Below are 20,909 nucleotides of genomic sequence, written 5' to 3'. Positions count from 1 at the left end.
TTGTTCGTATTTTTATAGTTATTGAGTGCTTGGTTCAATATAACACTATGGATTCACACTGAATACCGGCCGAAACTCAGAAGGTGACAATGAATCGGCAATAATTTGATCTTTGAGTGTTGCAAGGGTCAGAGCTTCAATTTTTGGTGCGCTGTGCATCTCGTAAGGTTGGTCTCGTAAATAACTCACCGCTTGTTTCACCGACAAGCGACCCTGTTCCACCATTTTGTCTGTTGGTGCAAAAAGTACCTTGTTTCGCAGTAAACCTCGGTAAGTCCCGTGACTTAGGTAGCTAGAAATCAGCCCAATCTCATCGGTTTTGTCTGCCGCTCTTAGCTCGCTGATTGCAGCCTCAACCGCGACGGCACTGCCGACAATGTATTTTACGTGAGCTTGTTCTATTACTTGTTGTAAAAGATTGCGTTGTAGCTCTTTGTCGTTGTCAGCCCAATAGCTCACATCGATTTTTACATCGCTATCTTTAATCGCGTCATAGAATCCTAACGCCACAGGTTTGGTGCCGCCACTCGCTTGAGGGCCAAGCAAGAGTGCAATGGGCGTTTCGCCTGAACCTTTAGGATGAAGCTTGGCAAGGTATTCACCTACTTGAAAGCCCATCTTATACCAATCAACACCAACCGTGCCTTTCAAGACTTTTTGCTGCTCCTTACTTAGTGTTAACTCATTCACGGTCGCAAACACAGGTGTCGATCCAACCCAGTCGGTGAGGTTATCGTGATAGGCGTCTGGTGATACTGTGCCTAAAATAATGGCATCGGCACCCCATTGAGTGCAAAGCACGAGTTGCGAGGCTTGCTTGCCGATATTTGGGTAGCCGCCAGCTTCTAGCACTCGTAGCTCAACCTGCAATTTTTCGGCTTCGGAAATCATGCCGTAATTCACAGATAACCAATAGGAATCCTTGAGATGTGGGTAGATGGCGCAGATCTTCTCTTTTTGTGACGTCGCAGTCGCCGGTTTGATAGGGCTTAATAGCTCATCAGCACTAGCGGAAGAGGCGGCTAACGCAAGTAAAGATAAAAGAAGTTTTGACGCGAAGGATTTTGTGCGCATGAATTGCCGTTTTATTGGTTTTAGATAAGAAACACTGCAAAATATAGCGTATTCTGCAGGGGTAAAGAAGAACGTTTTAAGGTTTAGGTTTTATGTTGTTAGCTTCAGCAAGTATTGGACGCAAGCTGCTGGCCTCATTTTTAGTGATGGCGATGCTCGTTCTTTTGTCTGCATTGATTGGTGTTTCTGGATTTAGCTTTGTTGCAAAAACAGAAAGAAACGTCGTCGATTCTGCTTTGCCTGCGATGATTGAAGCTCGTCAGGTGTCTGAGTTGAGTAATCGTATCATTTCGTCTGTGCAGACCCTCTCTAATGCGAGAAATGAAGCAGAGAGAAAAGAGGCTGGCACACTGTTGTTTGATCAGCTTGAGTCTTTGTTGCAACACATCAAAGACCTGGGTGTCGATAGTTTCGACTCAGAGCTGCTGCATAAACTTGAAAATAACGTGCAGAGCGTTATCAACACGCTAGCTGAACTAGGCGTTTCAGTAGAACGTAAACTCTGGCTAACCAAAGAGCTGACGTCTCGCGTTGAAGAGATGCGCTTATTAGCTGAAGAGCTAGAACAGCTGACTCGAACTCAAGTGCTGAACACGGCGACCATAGCGGTTGCTAACGTTACCCATATCTATGACCTGCTAGAAACTAAAGAAACCGATAAAGCTTACCAAGCCTTGGATGCGCTGGTGGAAGTTGATCTTGACCTATCAGAGCGTCTACACGAATTGCACTTGCTGGCGTTTAAAATGCTTAACCAAATTGAGGAAACTCAAACGGTAACCAATGTTGAGCGTATCCACCAAATCCAGACCGAGTTTGAAACGAATCATAGGATCATGGTGCGCCGCGTGAAAGCGGTAGAGGATCCAACACGTTCAGAGCAAATGTCTCAGCTTCTCCATGAATTACAAAAGCGCCAAGTGGTGTTTGATATCTCTCTGGAGCAGTATGAGAACACCAAAAAATCTGAGCTGTTGATGCAGAATACCTTGAAGTTGTTTTCACAGCTGAACATGACGGTAAACCAACTGATCGATGACTCCAACCTGAGTACGAAAAAAGCGGTAGATGAACTGACTTCTACGTTAAGCCTCGCGCAATGGTCGCTCTCTGTGATTTCTATTATTGGCTTGGTGATAGTGGCGTTTATTGTATGGCGAGTGGTGTATGTGTCGGTCGTGAAACGCCTTGCTGAATACTCTGCTGCCTTGATGTCTATTGCACAAGGGCGCCTTAATATTGATATCTCAGTAAAAGGTAATGATGAGCTTGCGCACATGGGTGAAGCAATCATCACAGCAAGAAACACAGCGCAGGCGCTACAAGTGGTGGCTGTGGGTGAGGCTAAAGCGAAACGAGAGCTAGAGGAACACAAAGAGCACCTTGAAGAGCTGATCACAGAGCGAACTTACCAGCTTCAACAAACCAACGAAAAGCTGAACGTCGAGGTGACGAATCACGCCAAAGCGCGAAGTGCCGCCGAGCAAGCGAGCCGTGCTAAGTCTGCTTTCTTGGCGACCATGAGCCATGAAATCAGAACACCGATGAATGGGGTATTGGGCACGGCCCGTTTGCTAAAAGATACCGGGCTGAACTCTCTTCAATCGGGCTATGCTGACATCATTAACCGCAGCGGTAAGAACTTATTAGCCATCCTCAACGATGTATTGGACTACTCTAAAATTGAAGCAGGGCACCTTGAGATAAGGATTGCGTCTTTCGACTTGCATCAAATGGTTCAAGACACCTATCAATTGATGGAAGGGCGAGCAGCCGAGAAGAAGCTTGGCTTTAGCTACCATATTGAAAGCGATGTACAGCGCTACTGGCGTGGTGACGTCACCCGTATTAGCCAGATATTGAATAACCTGGTTGGTAACTCAATCAAGTTTACCGATAAAGGTGATGTCGACATCTTCATCAGCTTAGATCTCGAAGATGAAAACCGCGTCATGTTTGAAGTGTCCGATACGGGCGTTGGGATACATGAAAGCGAACAAAAGTGCTTGTTTGATGCGTTTAGCCAAACCAACAGTGGTCGAAACACAACGGGTGGCACTGGGCTAGGTCTGGCGATCAGTAAACGCATCATGTTGGCAATGAACGGTGATATTGGCGTTCATTCAGAAGAGGGGGAAGGCAGTCAGTTTTGGTTCTCTTTACCGCTTCAAGCTGGTGAAAAAATCGAAACTAAAGCTGCAGTGGTTGAAACCTGTATCCGCGCTAAAGTGCTGTTGATTGAAGACAACCCCGTGAACTGCATTGTTGCCGAAGGCTTCTTAAACAACCTAGGGTATGAGGTCGTGATTGCCACAACCGGACAAGAAGCTCGTCAGATATACAGTGAACAGGTCTTTGATATTGCACTTGTTGATATCAACCTCCCGGACTGCGATGGCGTTGAGCTTATTCAGCAGCTTAAAGAGATCGAGGTTCAAGCATTTGCTTTAGACTGTTTACCAGAGAGCACTGCACAGTATGCGCCTCCTATGGTGGCGGTATCGGCTCATGTGTTTAATGAAGAAGTAGAAAGTTATTTGGCGTCTGGCTTTGATGGCTTCTTACCAAAACCTTTGGAGAAAGAAGCGCTTGCAAGGCTGATAGTGACTCAGCTAGATGGCAAGACCTTGCTATTGCCACAGCCTGATCCGAATGATTCGACCTGCCAAAGAAACCAAGATAGTTTTTGTGAAAAGCGTATTGAGAACGACCTAGTAGTCGAAAGCAAAGTTAAACAGCCAGACCAAGAGGAAAGTCCTGTGACCATTTCTGATAGCAAACTGATAATTGATAGCAAAGTAATAGAAGGCGACTTGTCTATTCTTGGTTTGGACAAGATGAAGCAGATTGTCGGGCTATTTGAACAAAGCAGCCTTGAAACGTTAAAAGAAATGGCTGACGCCAATGATGCGGAGAACGCCCGTGAGGTGAAATCGCTCGCTCATAAGCTCAAAGGGTCGGCAGGCAGCTTAGGACTATTAGCCCTGTTTGAATTGTGTAAGAACATTGAGATAAGCAGTGAGCCATTAACGCAATACAAGAACAGCTCTGAAGAATTAACGGGGCTCGTTAAAGACTCTCTAGCGGCGTTGCAACAACATGTCTGATATAGAATGTTCTCTGCCACATAGTGAGCTTCTCAGGCTAAGCTGAGCTCTGTCTAACTGAGCATCCAGAAACAAAAAAATCCTCTGCCAAGACAGAGGATTTTTGTTTTCAAAGCGATGCTTCAGACTAACGGTTTTCGAAGCGGTTGTAGTCCAACAGGCCAAACTCAATCGGTTGGTCTTGTTGGTACCAATGATGTACTCGGTCACTGAATGGCCAGAACTCGTTAGAGCTGCGTCGGATAGCAAACTTATCGAGTAGCGCTACGTAATCTTCTTCAGTCTGTAAGTTTTGTAGAGACTTCACGAGAGTTGGAATTTCCTTCTCTGTCAGTGATAGGTAAGCGGCTGGATAGCTGCCTACAATACCTCGGACGAGCGTTAAGTCGTCATTAGCGTAATCTCGGTTACCTTCTTCGTTAAACAGGCTAGAAATGTTGCTATGAGCGTTGTTGTGAATCATGGTGAACAGTTGTTCTTCACCGTTTTCTCCCTCAATCATGATCATCACGAGTTGAGGCACATGGCGTAGGCCTTCACCTTTCACCAAGCTTACCTGTTTAAGCAGTGCTTCATTTTTACGGCTAAAGCCAGTATCGACGATCTCATAACGGTCATTGAGTATCGGGCTTAGCTTATCTTTCAGCTTATCGAGCAGCTCGCGTTTTGGATCGGCCGTTTTGTACACCACGCTAGTTGGCTGATCAAAAGGTGCGATATTACGTTGCAAGAAATCGCTCAATTGTACGCTTTGATTTTGGTACCAGCTTGAGTGCTCAAGGTGTCGTACATCTTTTGGTAACAGTGTTAAGAAGTTACTTTCACCTTCAAGACGTAAGAAGTCCATAAACATACGTGTGATAAGCTGGTGGCCAAAGTTTCCATAAACATCGAAGCCAGCTACAAGTAGGTAATGAATTCTCTCTAAAAGTGCATAATCCAGAATCCACGCCGTTTTAGGTTGAGGCCCCACTAAGCCCTGCACGACCGATGCACTGTCAAAGTGACGGAAAACAGTAAGGGCAGCGTTCGGGTTAGTACCATTGCCATCCCAGATAACATCTGTCGTTAAGTTCTCACCATTCTTAAACCACTTGTTAGCAAAGTCTGATTTACCTTCCAGGTAGCGTGCTTGCTGTTTTGAATATCTAACCCAGTTAGTTGCAGGAACCGTGTTACTTTCAAGTTCACTTGGAAGCTTAAGATTGTCACGTTGGCTTGCATAGAAGGCGTTGATCTCTGGAAGATCGGCTTTGTCTGGGTCGATAAAGAATACCCAGAATCGGTCGTTAATCACGTTTAATGCCAACTGACCACGACACACAGGGCCTTTGATGTAAGCCATGATGGTGTTCTGAGCGTTGTCGAGCATAAACTTAAAGCGAGAGTTTACTGGCAAGGCCTCAAATGAGGTCATCGGGTTCGCGGCAACATCAATATCGTAACTTGGCAGCTTATCTACAGTGTAATCGGCATCAACAAACCAAGTGTTCCAGTTTTGCAGGCGCTCTTCATTGAGTGCGAAAGGCATGTGTGTCTTGTCGACAATTGTGCCTTGCTCAGGGATAAGACGGTAGTACACGCGTGGGACTTTTGGATTATCATAAGGACGACGAGTGGTGATGCGCTTAACTGGTTCGCCAGGAGGTGTAGCAGAACGAACGATCGAGAAGAAACGTGTCGGCTGTCCTAACTCAGAAAAATAAACGTGTGATAAGAACAAGTGCTCATAGATGTAACGTGCTGAAAGCTGGCTCTTTCTTGAACTTTTGTTGAGGAACTTTTCGTAAGTATTAACCAGTTCTTGCTCAGCTTCACTTAGCGGAATATGTTCGTTCATCAAAGCGCCATTTTCTAGCCAGCTCATCAGAGTCGCGTATTCTGTCTTGTCTAAGTTAGGCATCCCATAAGGCATACCCCACGTAGGGTAATCTCTCTCATATTGAGCGTACTCTTCGATAGTCGGACACTGCTGGTCACGATCGATTGAAAAGTCGAAGCCTTCTAGCTGCGTTTGCTCCGGAAGTGGATGATTCTCTTTCTGAATCAACATACGAGAGACAAGCCCAGCATCTAAGTTAGCGGTCGAGTTCTGCATACGTTCGTTGAGTACAGGGTGGAAATCAGCGTCGCGCCACTCTTGTGTGGTTAACGCATCTTCAAACAAGCGAGTGGGAGCCGATGCCGTTAAACGCGTACCTTGATAAACCAGTGCTTTACTTGCACCTCGGTCGATACCCTCCACAGAAGACATTTTTAGTTGGCAAGGAGCATCATAGCAGGCGTGACAAACCACACATCGGTTATCAATGATCGGTTTAACTTCGTTGAGAAAGTGTTGCGATTGAGCTGAAAGGATAGGAGTTTGGCGATCACGAACTTGTTGTTCGCCAAACAGCTCATCGAAGTTTAGACCCGCGTACACGGCACAACCTGAGAACACGCTGACAAGAGACAAAATGAAGAGTTTTTTCAAATTCATACGTACTTAGATATTTGGCATTTTTTCTAATTATATCGAAAACGATTGAAAATGCTCATGTTCTGACAATTGTGTAGACAAGATCTCTATAGGATTGAGCGATTCGCAATGCTTGGCTGTGGGCATAGAGCTCAGTATTCAGGCCTACTGGTTAACGTAACAAACAGAAAAGGGGACTGAGAGTCGCTCAAATTCCTTTATCCAACGCCATTGGTTGTCTTGTAATTTGTCTCCAGGGCCTTTGACTTCTATCCAGTGAAATTGGTCATCTTTAAAAGCGATCAGGTCAGGCATTCCGGTTCTAAACAGTTTTAGGTCACTCAATATGACTTTGAAGAGCTCGATCAGCAAGGCTCGTGGTACTGAGTGGATGCTATGTTCGATGAGTGCTTTAGGGAAGTGATTCCAATGAACAAACGGATTAGCAATGCCAAGCTTTTCATCATAGACATCGAGCAAGTGTTCAATGCCTTTGCTCGAGATGGTTTGGAATACGGCATTGATTTGCAATTCACGCTTTTGTTGAAAGTCGGAATGATAGAGATCCAGCGGTCTATGTTGGTAGCGGTTGATAAATGCCCCCTCGACATCTGAGAAAATTACATCCCAAAACGCCAAGCCGAACAACCCACACAGAAAGCTGTTCTCGGAAAAATAGACTTCCCAACCTTGAACTTCAAAATATTGCTTAACGGCAAGCTCGACTCTGGTTTGGCTTAGGTCTAATTCCAATCTCATTTGTTCGCAAGTTGGCTTTGAAGCGCGTGGAACCTTTTGTCCCTGCTTGCGTAGCAACCTCTGCTCAAGCTTAACGGCGACTTCCAGTTCTGATACGTCAGATGGATTGGTTTGCATCTCCGTGACGGTGTCACTCATTAGGTCTAGTTCATCTTGCTTGTCGTAGATGCGAGCAAGCCGCTCTCTGCTCGGTGGAAGTGATGATTGCTTAAACCAATGAACGGCTTTTTCGTTCTGATTGAGTCTTTCTAGATCTCGAGCAATGTCATTGATCAGGCGCGAGCGTTTTCGCGCTATGGTGCGATGTTCTGATTCACACGGTAAGGATTGCAAAAGGTTCTCAAGAACATCGCTGTCCTTACGGTCACTTTCATAATATTGGCGCTGAACATCGCGCATTGAGATCAGTTGATTGAGCTGCTCTCTGGAGTTGAAGAAGCGACGCTGCTTGCTCAATGGGTAGTTTTCAAAAGTGTTGAGGCCAAGATCGCTTAAAACGAACTGACTGAGATCTTGGTATGTATTGGCAAAAAAGAGTAGCAGTAATAAATCGATAACTTCGGCTTCAACAACATGGATACAGTCAAATGTTAAGGCTTGATAATTATCAAAAGGTTGTTGAGTCAGCAGCCCCAATAGCACGTCCTTTTTAGCCGACTTACTGCTTTTGAGGGGAGGAAATAGGTTTAATAGCTCAGGCTTGGTGAGCAAGTGTAAGCCTAACTCATGCTCTGTGATGACAAGGTTGTGTGTAGCTTTAGGATTACTCAGTGCGATAAAGCCGGATGTGCTCAGCTCTTGCAGCGCATCTGAGAGGTTGGGTATTTCAACGTAGTCGAGTTTATCACTGCGAAACCAACACCCCTTACGAGGCAGCATACGAACCATTAAACACTGGCTAGGTGTAGAAAGGCGCTTGTAACCTTGTAGCCAACGAGTTTCATCGGCGCTTAGAAGGTCAGGGTAGTACGTTTGAGCGTGTTCAATCAGTCGATTGAAGTTGTCGAGGTAGTAAGTTGGGTGTAGTTGAGGAGTGGATTCTAATGTCACTTGATACGTCGCTTCATACAAAAAGAGCCTAACCCTAAGGTTAAGCTCTTTCTTTTCAAATTCAATCTTTTATCAGATTAAGCTTGAGATGCTTTTAGCTCAGCCGCTTTCGCTTCAGACATTGGCTTAGTGATGATTGCTAGAACAATACATACTGCCATCATTGCTGCAGAAATAGTGTAAGCAAGGCCGTAGCTGTCGCCGTTAGTCATCGAGTAACCAACAACCGCTGTACCGATTGCACCACCGATACCCCATGCCGTGTAAAGCACGCCGTAGTTAGTACCGTAGTTTTTAAGGCCGTAGAACTCAGCTGTAAGCGTTGGGAATACTGCTAGTAGAGTACCGTAACCAACCGCTGCTACTGCAGTACCGATGATTAGCGTGAACTCAGTGTTAAACGTAGCGAATAGCGCCATGTTTGCACCTTGCAGAATGAACGCAAGTAGAAGAGTACGAACGCCACCGATTTTGTCAGCAAGCATACCAGCAGCAACACGACCGCCTGAGTTAAATACAGCAAGGATAGAAGCAAGGTAAACCGCGTTCGGTAGGTTTGCTTGTGCGCTTGCGATACTTGTGATGTTACCGATGATCATTAGACCAACAGAAGCTGCGAAAGCGTACATGATCCATAGAGAGTAGAACTGAGGAGTCTTCAGCATTACTTTCCAAGATAGGTCTTCGCTCTTCTTAACAGCTTTTGGAGCTTGGCCAGCTTTTACTTTTGGTTCAGCTGGAGCGTAACCCGCTGGTGGGTTGTTGATTGTTGCTGCTAGAGGTACAGCGATTGCTAGTACACCAACACCAAGAATCTTAAAGCTTGTTTGGATGCCCATGCTCTCGATAAGAGCAGCAGTAACTGGAGCAAGGTAAATTGCCGCTAGACCGAAGCCTGCTGCGATCAGACCGTTAACCATACCTTTCTTAGAAGGGTGGAACCACTTCATTGCAGAAGGAGAAAGACATGCATAACCGAAGCCGATACCAGCGCCTGCCATTACACCGAATGTGATGTTTAGCATTAGTGGAGAAGTCGCAAAACCAGATGCGATCATGCCAATGCCAGTAAGAGCTGTACCAAGAATTAGGATCTTACGTGGACCCATGCGGTCTTGTAGGATACCAGCAACAAGAAGACAGATAGAGAATGTGATTGTTGCAGTCGCGTATGGTGCTGATGCTTCAGCTGCAGACCAGCCTTCACCTTGTAGGGCTTTGTTAAATACACTCCAAGCATACAGGATGCCAAGACAAAGGTTGATACAGAAGCCTGCTAGCAGGATACGTGTAGCTTTATCAATCTTGCTCATTTTTATTCTCAGTTTTGTCTTTGGTCTAGTGAGAGCCACAGGACTAAAGACGGGTTATTGTGATTATTTCTTCAAAATTAGTTTGCGTTTATCAATAGATAGCGCAAAAGAGCGCGGATTATAACCAATAAAAATGTGATTGGAATCTCTTTTTCCATTTTTATCAAAATTAAACTTGAGTTGTTAAAGAACTGTTTTTTATGCGTGTTGCAGTTGTTGTTAACACCTTTCTTTTTTGTACACTTTGCTGGTTTAGGCTCCAGTATTCATGCTTTTTACCCAATCTCTTCCTGCTAGTGTCCCTACAAACCGTGCTCTCATCACATCATTGCAATTAATTTTAAATTATTTCTGTGGTTAATTTTGTGTAACAAAATAAATCAAATTGGACATTAATCGCCACAACCCCAGAGGGAACTTAGTTTGTTGAATTTACGAATGTTAATTGATTGTTAATAAGGGGCTTTGTGTTTCTTGTTGGTTACAATTTGTTCGTTTTTTGGGCTTGTTTTGTCCGTAAAAAGTGGGAAAATAGTACGCAAACTGAGATTTCAAATTTGAAAGGATGCGTTTCTAGTCTACAAAGAGGCAAGTGTTATGAAACTATTTTTAATTCTACTGATGTCGATTACTGGTGGTGTAGCAGCCGCTGATCATATTCATTCTTTCTTGTTCGGTTTCTACATTGCAGCACTTGCAGTGGGTAGTTGCTACTGGCTTGCATTCCGCAGCACACGTTTCCCACAGCTAGCACTAGTGCTGCTAATGTGCGGTTTCTTTGCAAAAATCGCGGTAACAGTGGTAGGTGTGTCTTGGGGTATCTCTAACGATATTATCCAGTCACCATTCATCTTCTCATTGTCTTACCTATTCTTCTTAGTGGTTGTGTCTTACGTGTGGTTCTCTTACCGCGATAAGCTGACACTAAAGAAACGTGAGAAACAGATTGAAGAATCTCGCAAGCAAGCTGCAGCATAGTTAAAAACAGATTTTCAAAAGCCTTCTTCGGAAGGCTTTTTTGATCCTGCGAGAACCTATATGGCCTCAGATAAAAGAAATCCCAGTATGGCGACATACTGGGGTTTCTTGTTATCGAGCCAGGAATGAAGAGCGTTTTACTTCTTCATCATTTTCGCTAGATCAGCAAACGGGTTATGTGTCGCCGTTTGGTGGTCGTCTAAACGTGCTGTGGCATCGACACCGTAGCGTTCGTGGTCTGTGTATTTAGAATGTTCATGATCGTGACAGTAAAGACACAATAGTTCCCAGTTACTGCCGTCTTCAGGGTTATTGGTGTGGTCGTGGTCGACGTGGTGAACCGTCAGCTCTCTTAGGTTCGAGTAAACAAATTCACGTGCACATTTACCACAAACCCAAGGGTAAAGTTTGAGTGCTTTCTCACGGTAACCTTGCTCCTGGCGAGCGTATGCCGCGCTTGAGCCATTGTAATCTGAAGACATTGCCAAATTCCTATTTGTTGTAATCAGTCGATACTATCACAGCTTTATTGAAGCTCTAGAGGTGTTGTCACTAAATGATGCTTTGCTTTAACTAACATCAATTTTGCGCTGGACTGGTTTGTGAACGCTTATACAGAGGGGGCCGTATGTTGGATATGTCTTTCTGGAATAAGGCATGCTTAACAGTTTGAAAAGAAAACGCATTGAGGGGTTTTAACCGAGTAAATGTGACTTAATATCTGTTGGTAAGACCCTATACTAATAAGGAAATATCATGTCACATCAATACACACCACCAAAAGTATGGGTTAACGATACTGCCGGTGGTAACAAGTGGGCAAACATCAATAGCCCTGAATCTGGCGCTCGATTCGACAAAGCTCTGGCTGTTGGTGAACATGCTCTGCAACTGTATTCTCTTGGCACACCGAATGGCCAAAAAGTGACGATCATGCTTGAAGAGTTATTAGCTGCGGGCGTGAAAGAAGCTGAATATGATGCGTACTTGATTAATATTGGTGAGTCGGATCAATTCTCTTCTGGTTTTGTTGGTGTAAACCCTAACTCGAAAATTCCTGCTTTGGTCGATAAATCTGGCAATGAAGACGTGAACGTTTTTGAATCGGCTTCCATTCTGGTTCATTTAGCTGAAAAGTTTGGTCACTTCTTACCGAAAGAGGGCGCTGCTCGTTCTCAAACGTTTAACTGGCTATTTTGGGCACAAGGCTCAGCCCCATTCCTAGGTGGCGGCTTTGGTCACTTCTACGCTTACGCAGATGAAAAGCAAGAGTACCCAATTAACCGCTTCGCGATGGAAGCTAAGCGTCAACTAGACGTATTGGATAAGCAGCTAGCAAAAAGTACCTTTGTCGCTGGAGAAGAGCTGACTATCGCCGATATGGCTATTTGGCCTTGGTATGGCAACCTGGTACTCGGTAACCTTTATGACGCCGCAGAGTTCTTGCAGGTTGAGTCTTACACCAATGTCGTTCGCTGGGCGAAGTTACTAGAAGCGCGTGAAGGCTTCCAACGCGGTCGTATTATCAACCGCTCATGGGGTGAAGAGTGGGAACAAGTACCAGAACGCCACTCGGCTGAAGATATTGATAAGGTACTGAAACTAAAGCCTTAGTTTTTATTTAAGGTAGACAGAAGCGTCACAAATTCTTTTTGAATGTGGCGCTTTTTTGATCCTGTAATTAATCAATTTGAGTTTCATTATTACAAATTAGTAAAAGTGATTTGATTTAAATTGGGATTATCATTAATTTTGTTATAAATATAATGCGCTCCATCAGAAAGATTTTGCCTTTAGGCATGGTGGGTAAGCGAATGTTGAAACAGAAAGAAAAGATTGTTGTGGTTGGTGGCGGCGCTGCTGGCCTGGAGTTAGTTACGCGTTTAGGTCGTGATAAACGTTATGATGTGACACTTGTAGAGCCATCGTCACACCATTACTGGAAACCGCGTTTACACGAAATTGCAGCGGGAACATTCGACGAAGAACTCGACGCTGTCAGCTACTTCCAACATGCATCTTGTAATGGTTACACCTATGTTCAAGCCTCCATGAGCGGCTTAGAGCGTGCTAATAAAGTCATCAAACTGAATCATTTTAGCGGTACGATGCAAGAGCTAGAGTACGATTATCTTGTTATCGCAGTCGGCGCCATCAGCAATGACTTTAAAACAGAAGGCGTGAGTGAACACTGTCTATTCCTTGATTCAGCATTGCAAGCCCAAAAAGCTTGGCAGGAGATCAACCCTCTACTGAGAGCAAGCAGTCAGCGCAAAATTTCAATTGTTGGCGCAGGTGCAACGGGCGTTGAACTGGCGGCAGAGCTAGCAAAAGTGAGTGCCAAGCTACAGCGCTATCGTCAGGAAGGCAGTCTTGAGATCACTTTAATTGAAGCGGCTGATCGTGTGTTGCCTGCTGGGCCTGAATGCATGTCGAAACGAGTTCATGAAGCTTTGGTAAAACAAGGCATTAACGTTAGGACTGGGACTCGCATTCAAAGAGCTGAAGAGGCGAAATTAGTCACTTCAGAAGATGAGATTATTTCAGCAGATCTGCAAGTATGGGCTGCTGGTATTAAATGTGCAGATTGGCTAAGTGAATTAGATGGTTTAGAGACAAATCGAATCAATCAACTAGTTGTAGATCAGACACTAAGAACAACCAATGACAACGATATCTTTGTGATTGGCGACAGTGCAGAGTGTCCACAACCGGATGGTTCTTTTGTTCCGCCAAGAGCTCAAGCTGCTAATCAAGCCGCGGGTCACTTGGCTCAGCAGTTCAAGCGTTTAGCGAAAGGTAAGGCATTACAACCCTTTGTTTTCCATGATGGAGGCATGTTGGTAGCGGTTGGTCATGACTATGCGGTCGGCGCGCTGATGAATGACAGAGTACTTTTGCGTGGTCGATTTGTGCGGAACCTTTACGACACTATTTTCCGTTTACATCAAAGAGTGTTGTTTAGTTGGGGGCGTGTGACCGCATTGGTCGTATTAAAGAGACTGAAATGTGCACTAAACCCATACAGTAAAAAGATCTAACGTAGGTAGGTTTGAGGCTTACCCTCAAGTTGCTACTTCAATGAGCGCCATGCATAAGGTTATGTATGGCGCTTTTCTTTTGTGCAAAAGACATCCTAGAACTGTGATACATCGTTAAAATCGTAAGTACTGATTTTGGCTGACTTATCATATTTAGATTTAGCTATTGCAGGCTATTTAGGTATAAAATCGCGTCATCATAATTCTAAAGGATGGTGCCATGTACCACGGTCATGTTTATTTCCCTCTGCGATTTGCGGAGCAAGCAGAAACACTTCGTCAAAAGATTCTATCTGAGCGTAAAGATGTATTAGAGGTTTTTCCTTTAGTACAACGTTTGGTTGGCCCACATAAAATGCCGATGTTTGAGATTCATTTTGCCAACAAAGAGTCAGGCATCGTGGAATGGCTTGAGCAAGAGCGCGGTGATATGTCGGTGCTGATTCACCCAGTAACTGGTGGTGAAGAAACATTAGACCATACAGTACGTGCGATCTGGCTTGGCCGTGAGCTAGGTGTATTTGAAGACACGCTAAGTAGCTAATTTAATTTACGCCCGACAGTACGTACCTAATAAACAATACGTTTGTACCAAACATAAGTGAATCATTGTTTTCTTCTGTCGGGTGAGTTATCCCAGTTTCCACTTCGATAAATTCAACCTTCCTGTCTGAACTTCCCTCTAATTAATGTAATTAAGTTCGTCGCCTATAGGGTTTGCTGCCCTTGAATTGCATGTGATTTCCCAATACAGCAATCTGGGACACTTTTTCCCATGCCGAATTGGTAATACTGACGCCATATTCATTTATGGGCTCAATAATGCTATTCAAACATCCCATCTCTCTGCTAACGATTATTCGGCTTAACCCATTAAAGGTCGCTTCGACTTGGTTAATGGTTTTAGCTGAAAACGTGATGCTTATTCTGCTGCCGCTGTTTATTGGTTACGCCATCGACGGTGTGTTAAACCAAAGCTTCCAGCCCTTGATGATGCTGGCATTGATTCTCTTTGTGTTGGTCATTCTCAGCGTGGTTCGTCGTTTCTACGATACCCGTGTATATGGCGCTATTCGTGTCAAACTGGCGAATATCGTGGAGCGAAACCTGCGTGGCTTATCTGTATCAACCAAAGACGCTCGTCTCACAATGTCGCGTGAGCTGGTTGATTTCTTAGAAGACGACTTACCTGCTTTGATGACGGCCGTGGTGCAGCTTGTTGCGACTGTGGTGATTCTCTCTACATTCCATTTCTCATTGGCGCTTTGCATGTTGTTTGCAGGGCTATCGATGCTCGCGATTTATGGCGTGTTCCACCGAACCTTTACTCGGCTTAACGGCCAATTTAACGATCAAGTTGAACAGCAGGTTCAGTTGTTGAGCGGTGTTCGCTTGTCCGCGCTTCGTTGGCACTTTGAACGCTTAAAACAATGTGAAATCAAGCTTTCAGATACTGAGGCGATTGTCTACGGACTGATCTTTACTGTGTTATTTGGCGCTGTCGTAGGCAATTTGTGGATGGTGAGTCAGCTTATCGAGCCGACTGCAGGACAAGTGTTCTCTATCGTTACTTATTCACTGGAGTTTGTTGAAACCGCAGTGATGCTACCAATTACGCTACAAACCCTTTCTCGTCTTACTGAGATCAGTCAGCGACTCAATCATACCTTTGTCCAACAGGCTACCAAGGAGGTGCCTTATGAAGCTTAAAAAGCCACTTTCGGTATTAGTCGGTTGCGCGGCTATCTTTGCTGCCTTGATTGTTGTCGATGAATTGGAACCTGAGGTAGTAGAGCCAGTGAAGAAACAAGCAGTACTGGCACCGGTTTCTGTATTGGAGGTGACACCTTCGCAGCACGAATCGACGTTAACGGTACTTGGCTTAACCGCTGCTCGTTGGCCAATTCAACTTAAAGCGTCGAGTAGTGCGCAACTTAAGTGGCTGAATGAAAACATTGAACCGGGACAGCTAGTGACTAAGGGCGACGTGTTGGCGAGGTTAGATACCAGCGCCGTTGATGCGAACTTGGCGCAAGCGTTAAGTGCGTTAAAGCAAGCTGAGTTGGAATTGAAACAGGCTAAGCATGAACAGACTGTCGCTCTTAAAATGCTCAACCCAAAAACAAGTTCGTCCTTTGCGCGCAGAGAGCCCCAAGTGCTTGCTGCAAAAGCCAACCTGAAACAAGCCCAACAAGCTTATGTCAGTGCGAAGAAGCTAGTGGAAGAGTCAGTAATTACTGCGCCTTTTGATGCTGTGGTCATGAAACGCCACATTAGCCCAAGAGAGTGGGTAGAGGCGGGGCAAGTGACCTTTGAGTTAGCCGCCAGTGATTCGATTGATATTGAGCTTCCAATCTCTGAAATGCATTGGCAACAAGTGCAAACTGCCTTGGTTAAGCCGAGTATTCGTGTCGTGAGTCGTTCTGGTCATCAATGGCCAGCGAAGGTGCGCTATGTGTCGCCGGAAGTCGAATCGGTGACTCGTCAAAGACAAGTAGTGCTCTCGGTTGAAGAGCCTTACCAACACAAGCCTAGGCTATTCCCTAATCAGCAGGTTCAGGCTGTGGTTAACCTTGGCCTACAAGATGACGTAGTCAGTGTTCCTCTGAGTGCAATGACTCGAGACGGCTATGTGTGGACATTAGATACAGAAGATCGCTTACGAAAAGAGTCGGTAACGCTTATTGGTCAAGGCAGCCAAGAGCTTGATATTCGCTTTAATGATCGAAGTGATAAGGCTCGCCGCGTGGTGCAATATCCGCTTTCTTCGATGTTAATCGGTAAACAGGTCGCGCCTAAATTCGATGACGGTCGCTCCGAAGCCATGCTCGCGGGCAAATCTGATGTCGCACAGATTAAGGAATCAAACCGATGAGTTGGATGACAAAATGGTTCATTAATAATCCAGTCGCTGCCAATTTGTTGATGATGGCGATTGTTATCAGCGGTGTGTTGGCGTTTGGACAACTGCGTGTTGAGTCGTTTCCGCAAATCGCACCATCATCAATCAGTATTACTGTGGCTTATCCTGGCGGTACTGCACAACAGATTGATGAGAGCGTGACGCAACGAATCGAAGAGTCGATTAGTGGCATTGCAGGCATCAAGCAGATCACCAGCCAATCGAGTGCTGGAATGTCACGAGTCGTGGTGCGTAAAACCAGCAGCACAGACTTAGACAAGCTGTTGGATGACATTCGTAACCAAGTTAACGCCATCAACGGCTTTCCCGTGCAAGCAGAAAGACCGCAAGTGGTGCGTAATGAATTTACCAATTTAGCCGCGTTTGTTGTGGTGTCAGGCCCAAGAACCGACGACGAATTACAACCGATTGCTAAGCAGCTTGAACAAGCGCTGAAGAAGAACCCTCAAATTTCAAAGGTATCAAACTGGGGAACTCGAACACCTCAGTTGGTGATCGAGCCAGACCCTGATGAACTCAAAGCATTAGGGCTGAGCTTGGAAGATCTTGCAGGTTTAGTTGAGCAGCGCTCACTTGAGTCTCGTAGTGGCGAGCTAATTAGTGACAAAGGCCGAATGGTGATTCGTGGTGACGGTTATGCCGATGATTTGCAGAAGCTCAATCAGCTTGTCGTGATTTCGGGAAGTAATGGAGAAATACGCTTGGGAGACATTGCCAAGCTAACCCGTGGCTACCAATTCAGTGGTTCTATCGTGCGTAACAACGGTTCTAACGCCATCGCCTTACTAGTCAGTACTAGCCAAACCGATAACCTGCTTAAAGTCAGCGAAGCAATCAGTGAAACACTGGATGCACAACGAGCGATTCTGCCTTCGGATATTGAGCTGAATACCATGGCTGATATGGCGCCTTACATTGAAGAACAGCTGTTTCGTTTGAGCGAAAACGCCTGGCAAGGCTTACTAATTGTACTGATCCTACTTGGGATATTTCTTGAGATTAGGCTCGCGTTTTGGGTCGCTATGGGGATCCCGATTGCGTTCACTGGAACACTTGCCGCAATGCAGTGGTTTAACTACAGCATCAACGACATCACCTTGTTTGGTTTTATCTTGGTACTCGGAGTACTAGTGGATGATGCCGTGGTTGTGGGGGAAGCGATACATGAAAAACGGACGCGTAGCACAGGCTATTCTCCTAATATAAACGGAAAGAAAGCCGCTTGGCAGGGCGTGCATTCCGTCTCGGTGGCAACTGTATTTGGTGTGTTGACAACTATTGCTGCATTTTCTCCAATGCTCTGGATTAACAATGAGTTAGCCAAGGTGCTTGCTGGGTTTTCGGCCGTGGTGATCTTCGCTTTGATCTTCTCGTTGATTGAAAGCAAATTTATTTTGCCGTCACACTTGGCTCAGCTTTCAGTGAAAAAGCCATCGACCAGTATTTTTGCCAAGGTTCAGAACGCCGCTCAAGGCGGTTTGCAGTGGTTCAACCTCAACATCTACAAGCCAATATTGGAGTTTGCACTCGGTTACAAAGTGGCGTCTTTACTTGGGTTTGTCGCGGTTATCTCACTGGCTTATGGTATGTGGTCGAACGGGGCGATTCGCAGTGCTCTGTTCCCTGAAATTCCGGGGCGTTACATCACAGCGGTGATTGAGCTAGAAGATGGTGCGCCGTTACCACTGCAGCGCCAAGCTTTGTTGCAAGTAGAGCAAGCGATGACTCAGGTTGAGAAAGGCTTAATGGAAGATTATCCATTACAAGAGAAGCCCGTCGTAAACCTGCTCGCGTGGTCAGATGGTTATGGGGAAATTGAAGTCACTGCCGAACTTACCAATGAATCTTTAAGCTTATTGCCGGGTAACTTACTGCTGAGGCGATGGCGAGAAAGTACTGGGCAAATCGAAGGGGCTTACTCGGCCAAATTCAGCGCAGCGGAGGAGCCTGCTGGTGGCACATTCTTAACGATCTCTTCCAACGATCGTGAATTGGCGTCTCGTGTCAGTGAACAGCTAACAGATACTTTAGCGTCCTTAAAAGGTGTTTCGGATGTTTACGATGATGGTCAGGATGGTTTACCACAAGTTCGTTTGGTGCTGAATCAATATGGTCAGCAGCTTGGATTAACTCAAGCCACGCTAGCTCAACTCGCAGGTGAAGCGTTCGGCGAAAGGGAAGTTCATCGTCTGTTAGAAAACGGACAAGAGACTAAGGTATTGCTGCAATACCCAAGAGATGAGCGCAGAACCTTAGCTCAGCTACAGCAAGCCATTATCATGTTGCCGAACGGTGGCAGCGTGATGATGGGGGATATCGCTGAGTTCCGTCACGAGCAAGAACCGCAAGCGGTTTATCGTCGAGACCGAGAGCAAGTAATAAACCTCTATTGGAAGCAAAACCGCGACCTACAATCACCAGAGAAAACACGTGAGCAACTTGAAGATACGATTGAATCTCTACACCTACAATATCCAAGCGTAACCATCAAAGCGGGCGGTGAGTTTGAAGAGATAGGGGAAGTGTCGGATGGCTTTAAATCCGCAATGATTCTGACTCTGCTGATGATCTATATCTTGTTGGCGGTGCCTTTGAAGTCTTACTGGCAACCAATGATCATTATGGCAGTCATCCCGTTTGGATTCGCAGGCGCGATTTTTGGTCATTACTTGATGGACTTGCCGATCAGCATTCTTTCAATGTTCGGTATGATGGCCATGACGGGGATCGTGATTAACGACTCGTTGGTGCTGATCACGCGTTTTAATACGGAATATCGCCAAGGCGTGCCACTTCAGAAGGCGTTAGTAATTGCGGGCACCAGCCGTTTGAGGGCGATCTTCTTAACCACGATAACCACTGTGTGTGGCTTGTTGCCGTTACTAAGTGAAACGGCAGAACAAGCACAATATCTAAAGCCTGCAGCGGTATCCTTGGTATTTGGTGAACTGTTTGCTACTGCGGTAACGTTGATCTTGATACCTGTGTTGCTTGGTCTGTTTTGCCGAAAAGCGCCTCAAGCTGAAGAGCTTATTGAAAAAGAGCAGGTCGAACAAGAATCACATGTACAGGCACAGCTCACTTTGGAGCGCTCATGATTGATTTTATAAAGGACAAAGACGATAGTGAAGCCAAGCGATCGAATTCGATCAAGTCGACAGAGACAAGAGCTTCTATGCCTGAGAACAAAGACCGTATGACGCAACAGAGCAAACCTGACTATCAATCAGTGCCTGGCTTTAAGCTGGTGCCTGAGATTGCGTTAGTGGAATCTTTGCCAGAGCACCTCCAAAAACGCTTTAGCCATGCACTTAATTTAATGCATGAAGAGTGGGGTGAACGTCGTACTTGGGAAGAGATCGCAACCGAAAGCGCAATTTCGCCATACCACTTTCATCGTCAGTTTACAGAGCTGTTTAATGAAACGCCGGGGCAGTACCTAAGCCGAGTACGTCTACAGATTGCGGTTAGTTTGTTGATCAATGACGAGCCATGGAGCGTTATTGAGATAGCTCAGTATTGTGGATTCTCATCATCACAGTCGTTAGGCAAGGCGCTCAAGCGTGAGTTGGGCGTGACGGCAAAGCACATTCGAGAAATGGGTTACAACGCGACTCCCAAGGAGACTGCCGATTTCATCCAGAGATTGGCACATCCGGGGGTGCAGTCTTCCATCGAAAAAGAGCTGGTTAAGTCGATGCCGACAGAATTAGTTTGGTATCCAGAGCGCGGTATGCAGAAGCTTAAGCTAGACGATCCTGATTGGGATACCGTGTTTGAAATGTACGGTCTGAAATCAACACAACTCATGGGCGCAACACCAATTAAGCAGATGAGAAACAAGTGGGACGACATAGACGCTGAAATCGGTAACTGGCAAGTGGCTAAAGAGCGTTACGATATGATCATTCCAGAAGGATACTACTTGTGTAGCGATGTGTATCTGGTTTCCGATGTCGCCTACAGCACGGCTTTAGAAGCGCTGTTTAACGCGGTTAAGCAACAAGGCTTGCAGTTAGACGTGAATGGCTATTTAGTGGAGATGATTCGCCATATAGATGATGACGATGTAGAAGGGGTGACTTTCTCTTTCCAGTTGCCCATTTTAACGACCCAAGATAGCGAATAACAAAAAGGCTCCTCATATGAGGCTGTCTCTTGATCACAAGTCTGGTTAATCAAGAGACTTGGCGAGTTCATACC

At 45.5% G+C, this 20,909-nt stretch carries 14 protein-coding genes; 9 read left to right on the top strand and 5 right to left on the bottom strand.

The features are described 5' to 3' along the window. Positions 1–45: 45 nt before the first annotated feature. Positions 46–1,074 carry a TMAO reductase system periplasmic protein TorT gene (gene torT / locus JC606_RS13110; RefSeq protein WP_198778724.1) on the bottom strand — a complete coding sequence of 343 codons (1,029 nt, stop codon included), beginning with the start codon at positions 1,072–1,074 and terminating at the stop codon, positions 46–48. A 92-nt stretch (positions 1,075–1,166) separates the two neighbouring features. Between torT and torS the strand changes: the two genes are divergently transcribed. Beyond that, the gene (gene torS, locus JC606_RS13105) at positions 1,167–4,181 is read left to right on the top strand and encodes a TMAO reductase system sensor histidine kinase/response regulator TorS (RefSeq protein WP_198778723.1); all 3,015 of its coding nucleotides are present in this window, start codon (positions 1,167–1,169) and stop codon (positions 4,179–4,181) included. Between the two features lie 127 nt (positions 4,182–4,308). On the opposite strand, the gene JC606_RS13100 is transcribed toward torS, so the two are convergent. The 3 genes from JC606_RS13100 to JC606_RS13090 all read right to left on the bottom strand — a co-directional run bounded on the left by JC606_RS13100 (position 4,309) and on the right by JC606_RS13090 (position 9,764). Continuing rightward, on the bottom strand, positions 4,309–6,663 hold the full coding sequence (locus JC606_RS13100) for a fatty acid cis/trans isomerase (RefSeq protein WP_198778722.1): 2,355 nt from the start codon (positions 6,661–6,663) through the stop codon (positions 4,309–4,311). Between the two features lie 144 nt (positions 6,664–6,807). After that, the gene (locus tag JC606_RS13095; protein ID WP_198778721.1) at positions 6,808–8,472 is read right to left on the bottom strand and encodes a VRR-NUC domain-containing protein; all 1,665 of its coding nucleotides are present in this window, start codon (positions 8,470–8,472) and stop codon (positions 6,808–6,810) included. A 56-nt stretch (positions 8,473–8,528) separates the two neighbouring features. Then, on the bottom strand, positions 8,529–9,764 hold the full coding sequence (locus tag JC606_RS13090) for an L-lactate MFS transporter (protein WP_137408982.1): 1,236 nt from the start codon (positions 9,762–9,764) through the stop codon (positions 8,529–8,531). Positions 9,765–10,361: 597 nt separating this feature from the next. On the opposite strand from JC606_RS13090, the gene JC606_RS13085 reads away from it, so the two are divergent. After that, positions 10,362–10,742: a hypothetical protein gene (locus JC606_RS13085; RefSeq protein WP_061031149.1), complete on the top strand. Its 381-nt coding sequence runs from the start codon at positions 10,362–10,364 to the stop codon at positions 10,740–10,742. Positions 10,743–10,879: 137 nt separating this feature from the next. On the opposite strand, the gene JC606_RS13080 is transcribed toward JC606_RS13085, so the two are convergent. Next, a complete protein-coding gene (locus JC606_RS13080; RefSeq protein ID WP_004740276.1) occupies positions 10,880–11,224 on the bottom strand; it encodes a YajD family HNH nuclease in 345 nt (114 codons plus the stop codon). Between the two features lie 274 nt (positions 11,225–11,498). Here JC606_RS13080 and yghU point away from each other — a divergent pair, with 274 nt between their 5' ends. From yghU to JC606_RS13045, 7 genes are all read left to right on the top strand, one after another. Beyond that, the gene (gene yghU / locus JC606_RS13075; protein ID WP_137408984.1) at positions 11,499–12,356 is read left to right on the top strand and encodes a glutathione-dependent disulfide-bond oxidoreductase; all 858 of its coding nucleotides are present in this window, start codon (positions 11,499–11,501) and stop codon (positions 12,354–12,356) included. Positions 12,357–12,556: 200 nt separating this feature from the next. Beyond that, positions 12,557–13,783: an NAD(P)/FAD-dependent oxidoreductase gene (locus JC606_RS13070; protein WP_137408985.1), complete on the top strand. Its 1,227-nt coding sequence runs from the start codon at positions 12,557–12,559 to the stop codon at positions 13,781–13,783. A 220-nt stretch (positions 13,784–14,003) separates the two neighbouring features. Beyond that, on the top strand, positions 14,004–14,327 hold the full coding sequence (locus JC606_RS13065; protein ID WP_004740273.1) for a DOPA 4,5-dioxygenase family protein: 324 nt from the start codon (positions 14,004–14,006) through the stop codon (positions 14,325–14,327). 278 nt (positions 14,328–14,605) lie between these two features. Next, positions 14,606–15,493, top strand: coding sequence for an ABC transporter six-transmembrane domain-containing protein (locus JC606_RS13060; RefSeq protein WP_233090317.1), 888 nt, complete (start codon positions 14,606–14,608; stop codon positions 15,491–15,493). Continuing rightward, positions 15,483–16,658, top strand: a complete 1,176-nt coding sequence (locus tag JC606_RS13055; protein WP_198778719.1) for an efflux RND transporter periplasmic adaptor subunit — start codon at positions 15,483–15,485, stop codon at positions 16,656–16,658. Before JC606_RS13060 ends, JC606_RS13055 begins: the two co-directional genes overlap by 11 nt. After that, the gene (locus tag JC606_RS13050; RefSeq protein ID WP_198778718.1) at positions 16,655–19,804 is read left to right on the top strand and encodes an efflux RND transporter permease subunit; all 3,150 of its coding nucleotides are present in this window, start codon (positions 16,655–16,657) and stop codon (positions 19,802–19,804) included. Before JC606_RS13055 ends, JC606_RS13050 begins: the two co-directional genes overlap by 4 nt. Further along, positions 19,801–20,835, top strand: coding sequence for a helix-turn-helix transcriptional regulator (locus tag JC606_RS13045; protein WP_198778717.1), 1,035 nt, complete (start codon positions 19,801–19,803; stop codon positions 20,833–20,835). Before JC606_RS13050 ends, JC606_RS13045 begins: the two co-directional genes overlap by 4 nt. Positions 20,836–20,909 lie beyond the last annotated feature (74 nt).

Source organism: Vibrio sp. IB15 (assembly GCF_016406055.1).
GTDB lineage: Bacteria > Pseudomonadota > Gammaproteobacteria > Enterobacterales > Vibrionaceae > Vibrio > Vibrio chagasii.
The sequence above is the reverse complement of the archived record's forward strand: the minus strand, read 5'-3'. Positions and strand labels throughout refer to the sequence as shown.

Bases quoted from the DNA above. Each gene is read 5' to 3' on its own strand.
- torT (WP_198778724.1), bottom strand. From the start codon at position 1,074: ATGCGCACAAAATCCTTCGCGTCAAAACTTCTTTTATCTTTACTTGCG.
- torS (WP_198778723.1), top strand. From the start codon at position 1,167: ATGTTGTTAGCTTCAGCAAGTATTGGACGCAAGCTGCTGGCCTCATTT.
- JC606_RS13100 (WP_198778722.1), bottom strand. From the start codon at position 6,663: ATGAATTTGAAAAAACTCTTCATTTTGTCTCTTGTCAGCGTGTTCTCA.
- JC606_RS13090 (WP_137408982.1), bottom strand. From the start codon at position 9,764: ATGAGCAAGATTGATAAAGCTACACGTATCCTGCTAGCAGGCTTCTGT.
- JC606_RS13085 (WP_061031149.1), top strand. From the start codon at position 10,362: ATGAAACTATTTTTAATTCTACTGATGTCGATTACTGGTGGTGTAGCA.
- JC606_RS13080 (WP_004740276.1), bottom strand. From the start codon at position 11,224: ATGTCTTCAGATTACAATGGCTCAAGCGCGGCATACGCTCGCCAGGAG.
- yghU (WP_137408984.1), top strand. From the start codon at position 11,499: ATGTCACATCAATACACACCACCAAAAGTATGGGTTAACGATACTGCC.
- JC606_RS13070 (WP_137408985.1), top strand. From the start codon at position 12,557: ATGTTGAAACAGAAAGAAAAGATTGTTGTGGTTGGTGGCGGCGCTGCT.
- JC606_RS13065 (WP_004740273.1), top strand. From the start codon at position 14,004: ATGTACCACGGTCATGTTTATTTCCCTCTGCGATTTGCGGAGCAAGCA.
- JC606_RS13060 (WP_233090317.1), top strand. From the start codon at position 14,606: ATGCTATTCAAACATCCCATCTCTCTGCTAACGATTATTCGGCTTAAC.
- JC606_RS13055 (WP_198778719.1), top strand. From the start codon at position 15,483: ATGAAGCTTAAAAAGCCACTTTCGGTATTAGTCGGTTGCGCGGCTATC.
- JC606_RS13050 (WP_198778718.1), top strand. From the start codon at position 16,655: ATGAGTTGGATGACAAAATGGTTCATTAATAATCCAGTCGCTGCCAAT.
- JC606_RS13045 (WP_198778717.1), top strand. From the start codon at position 19,801: ATGATTGATTTTATAAAGGACAAAGACGATAGTGAAGCCAAGCGATCG.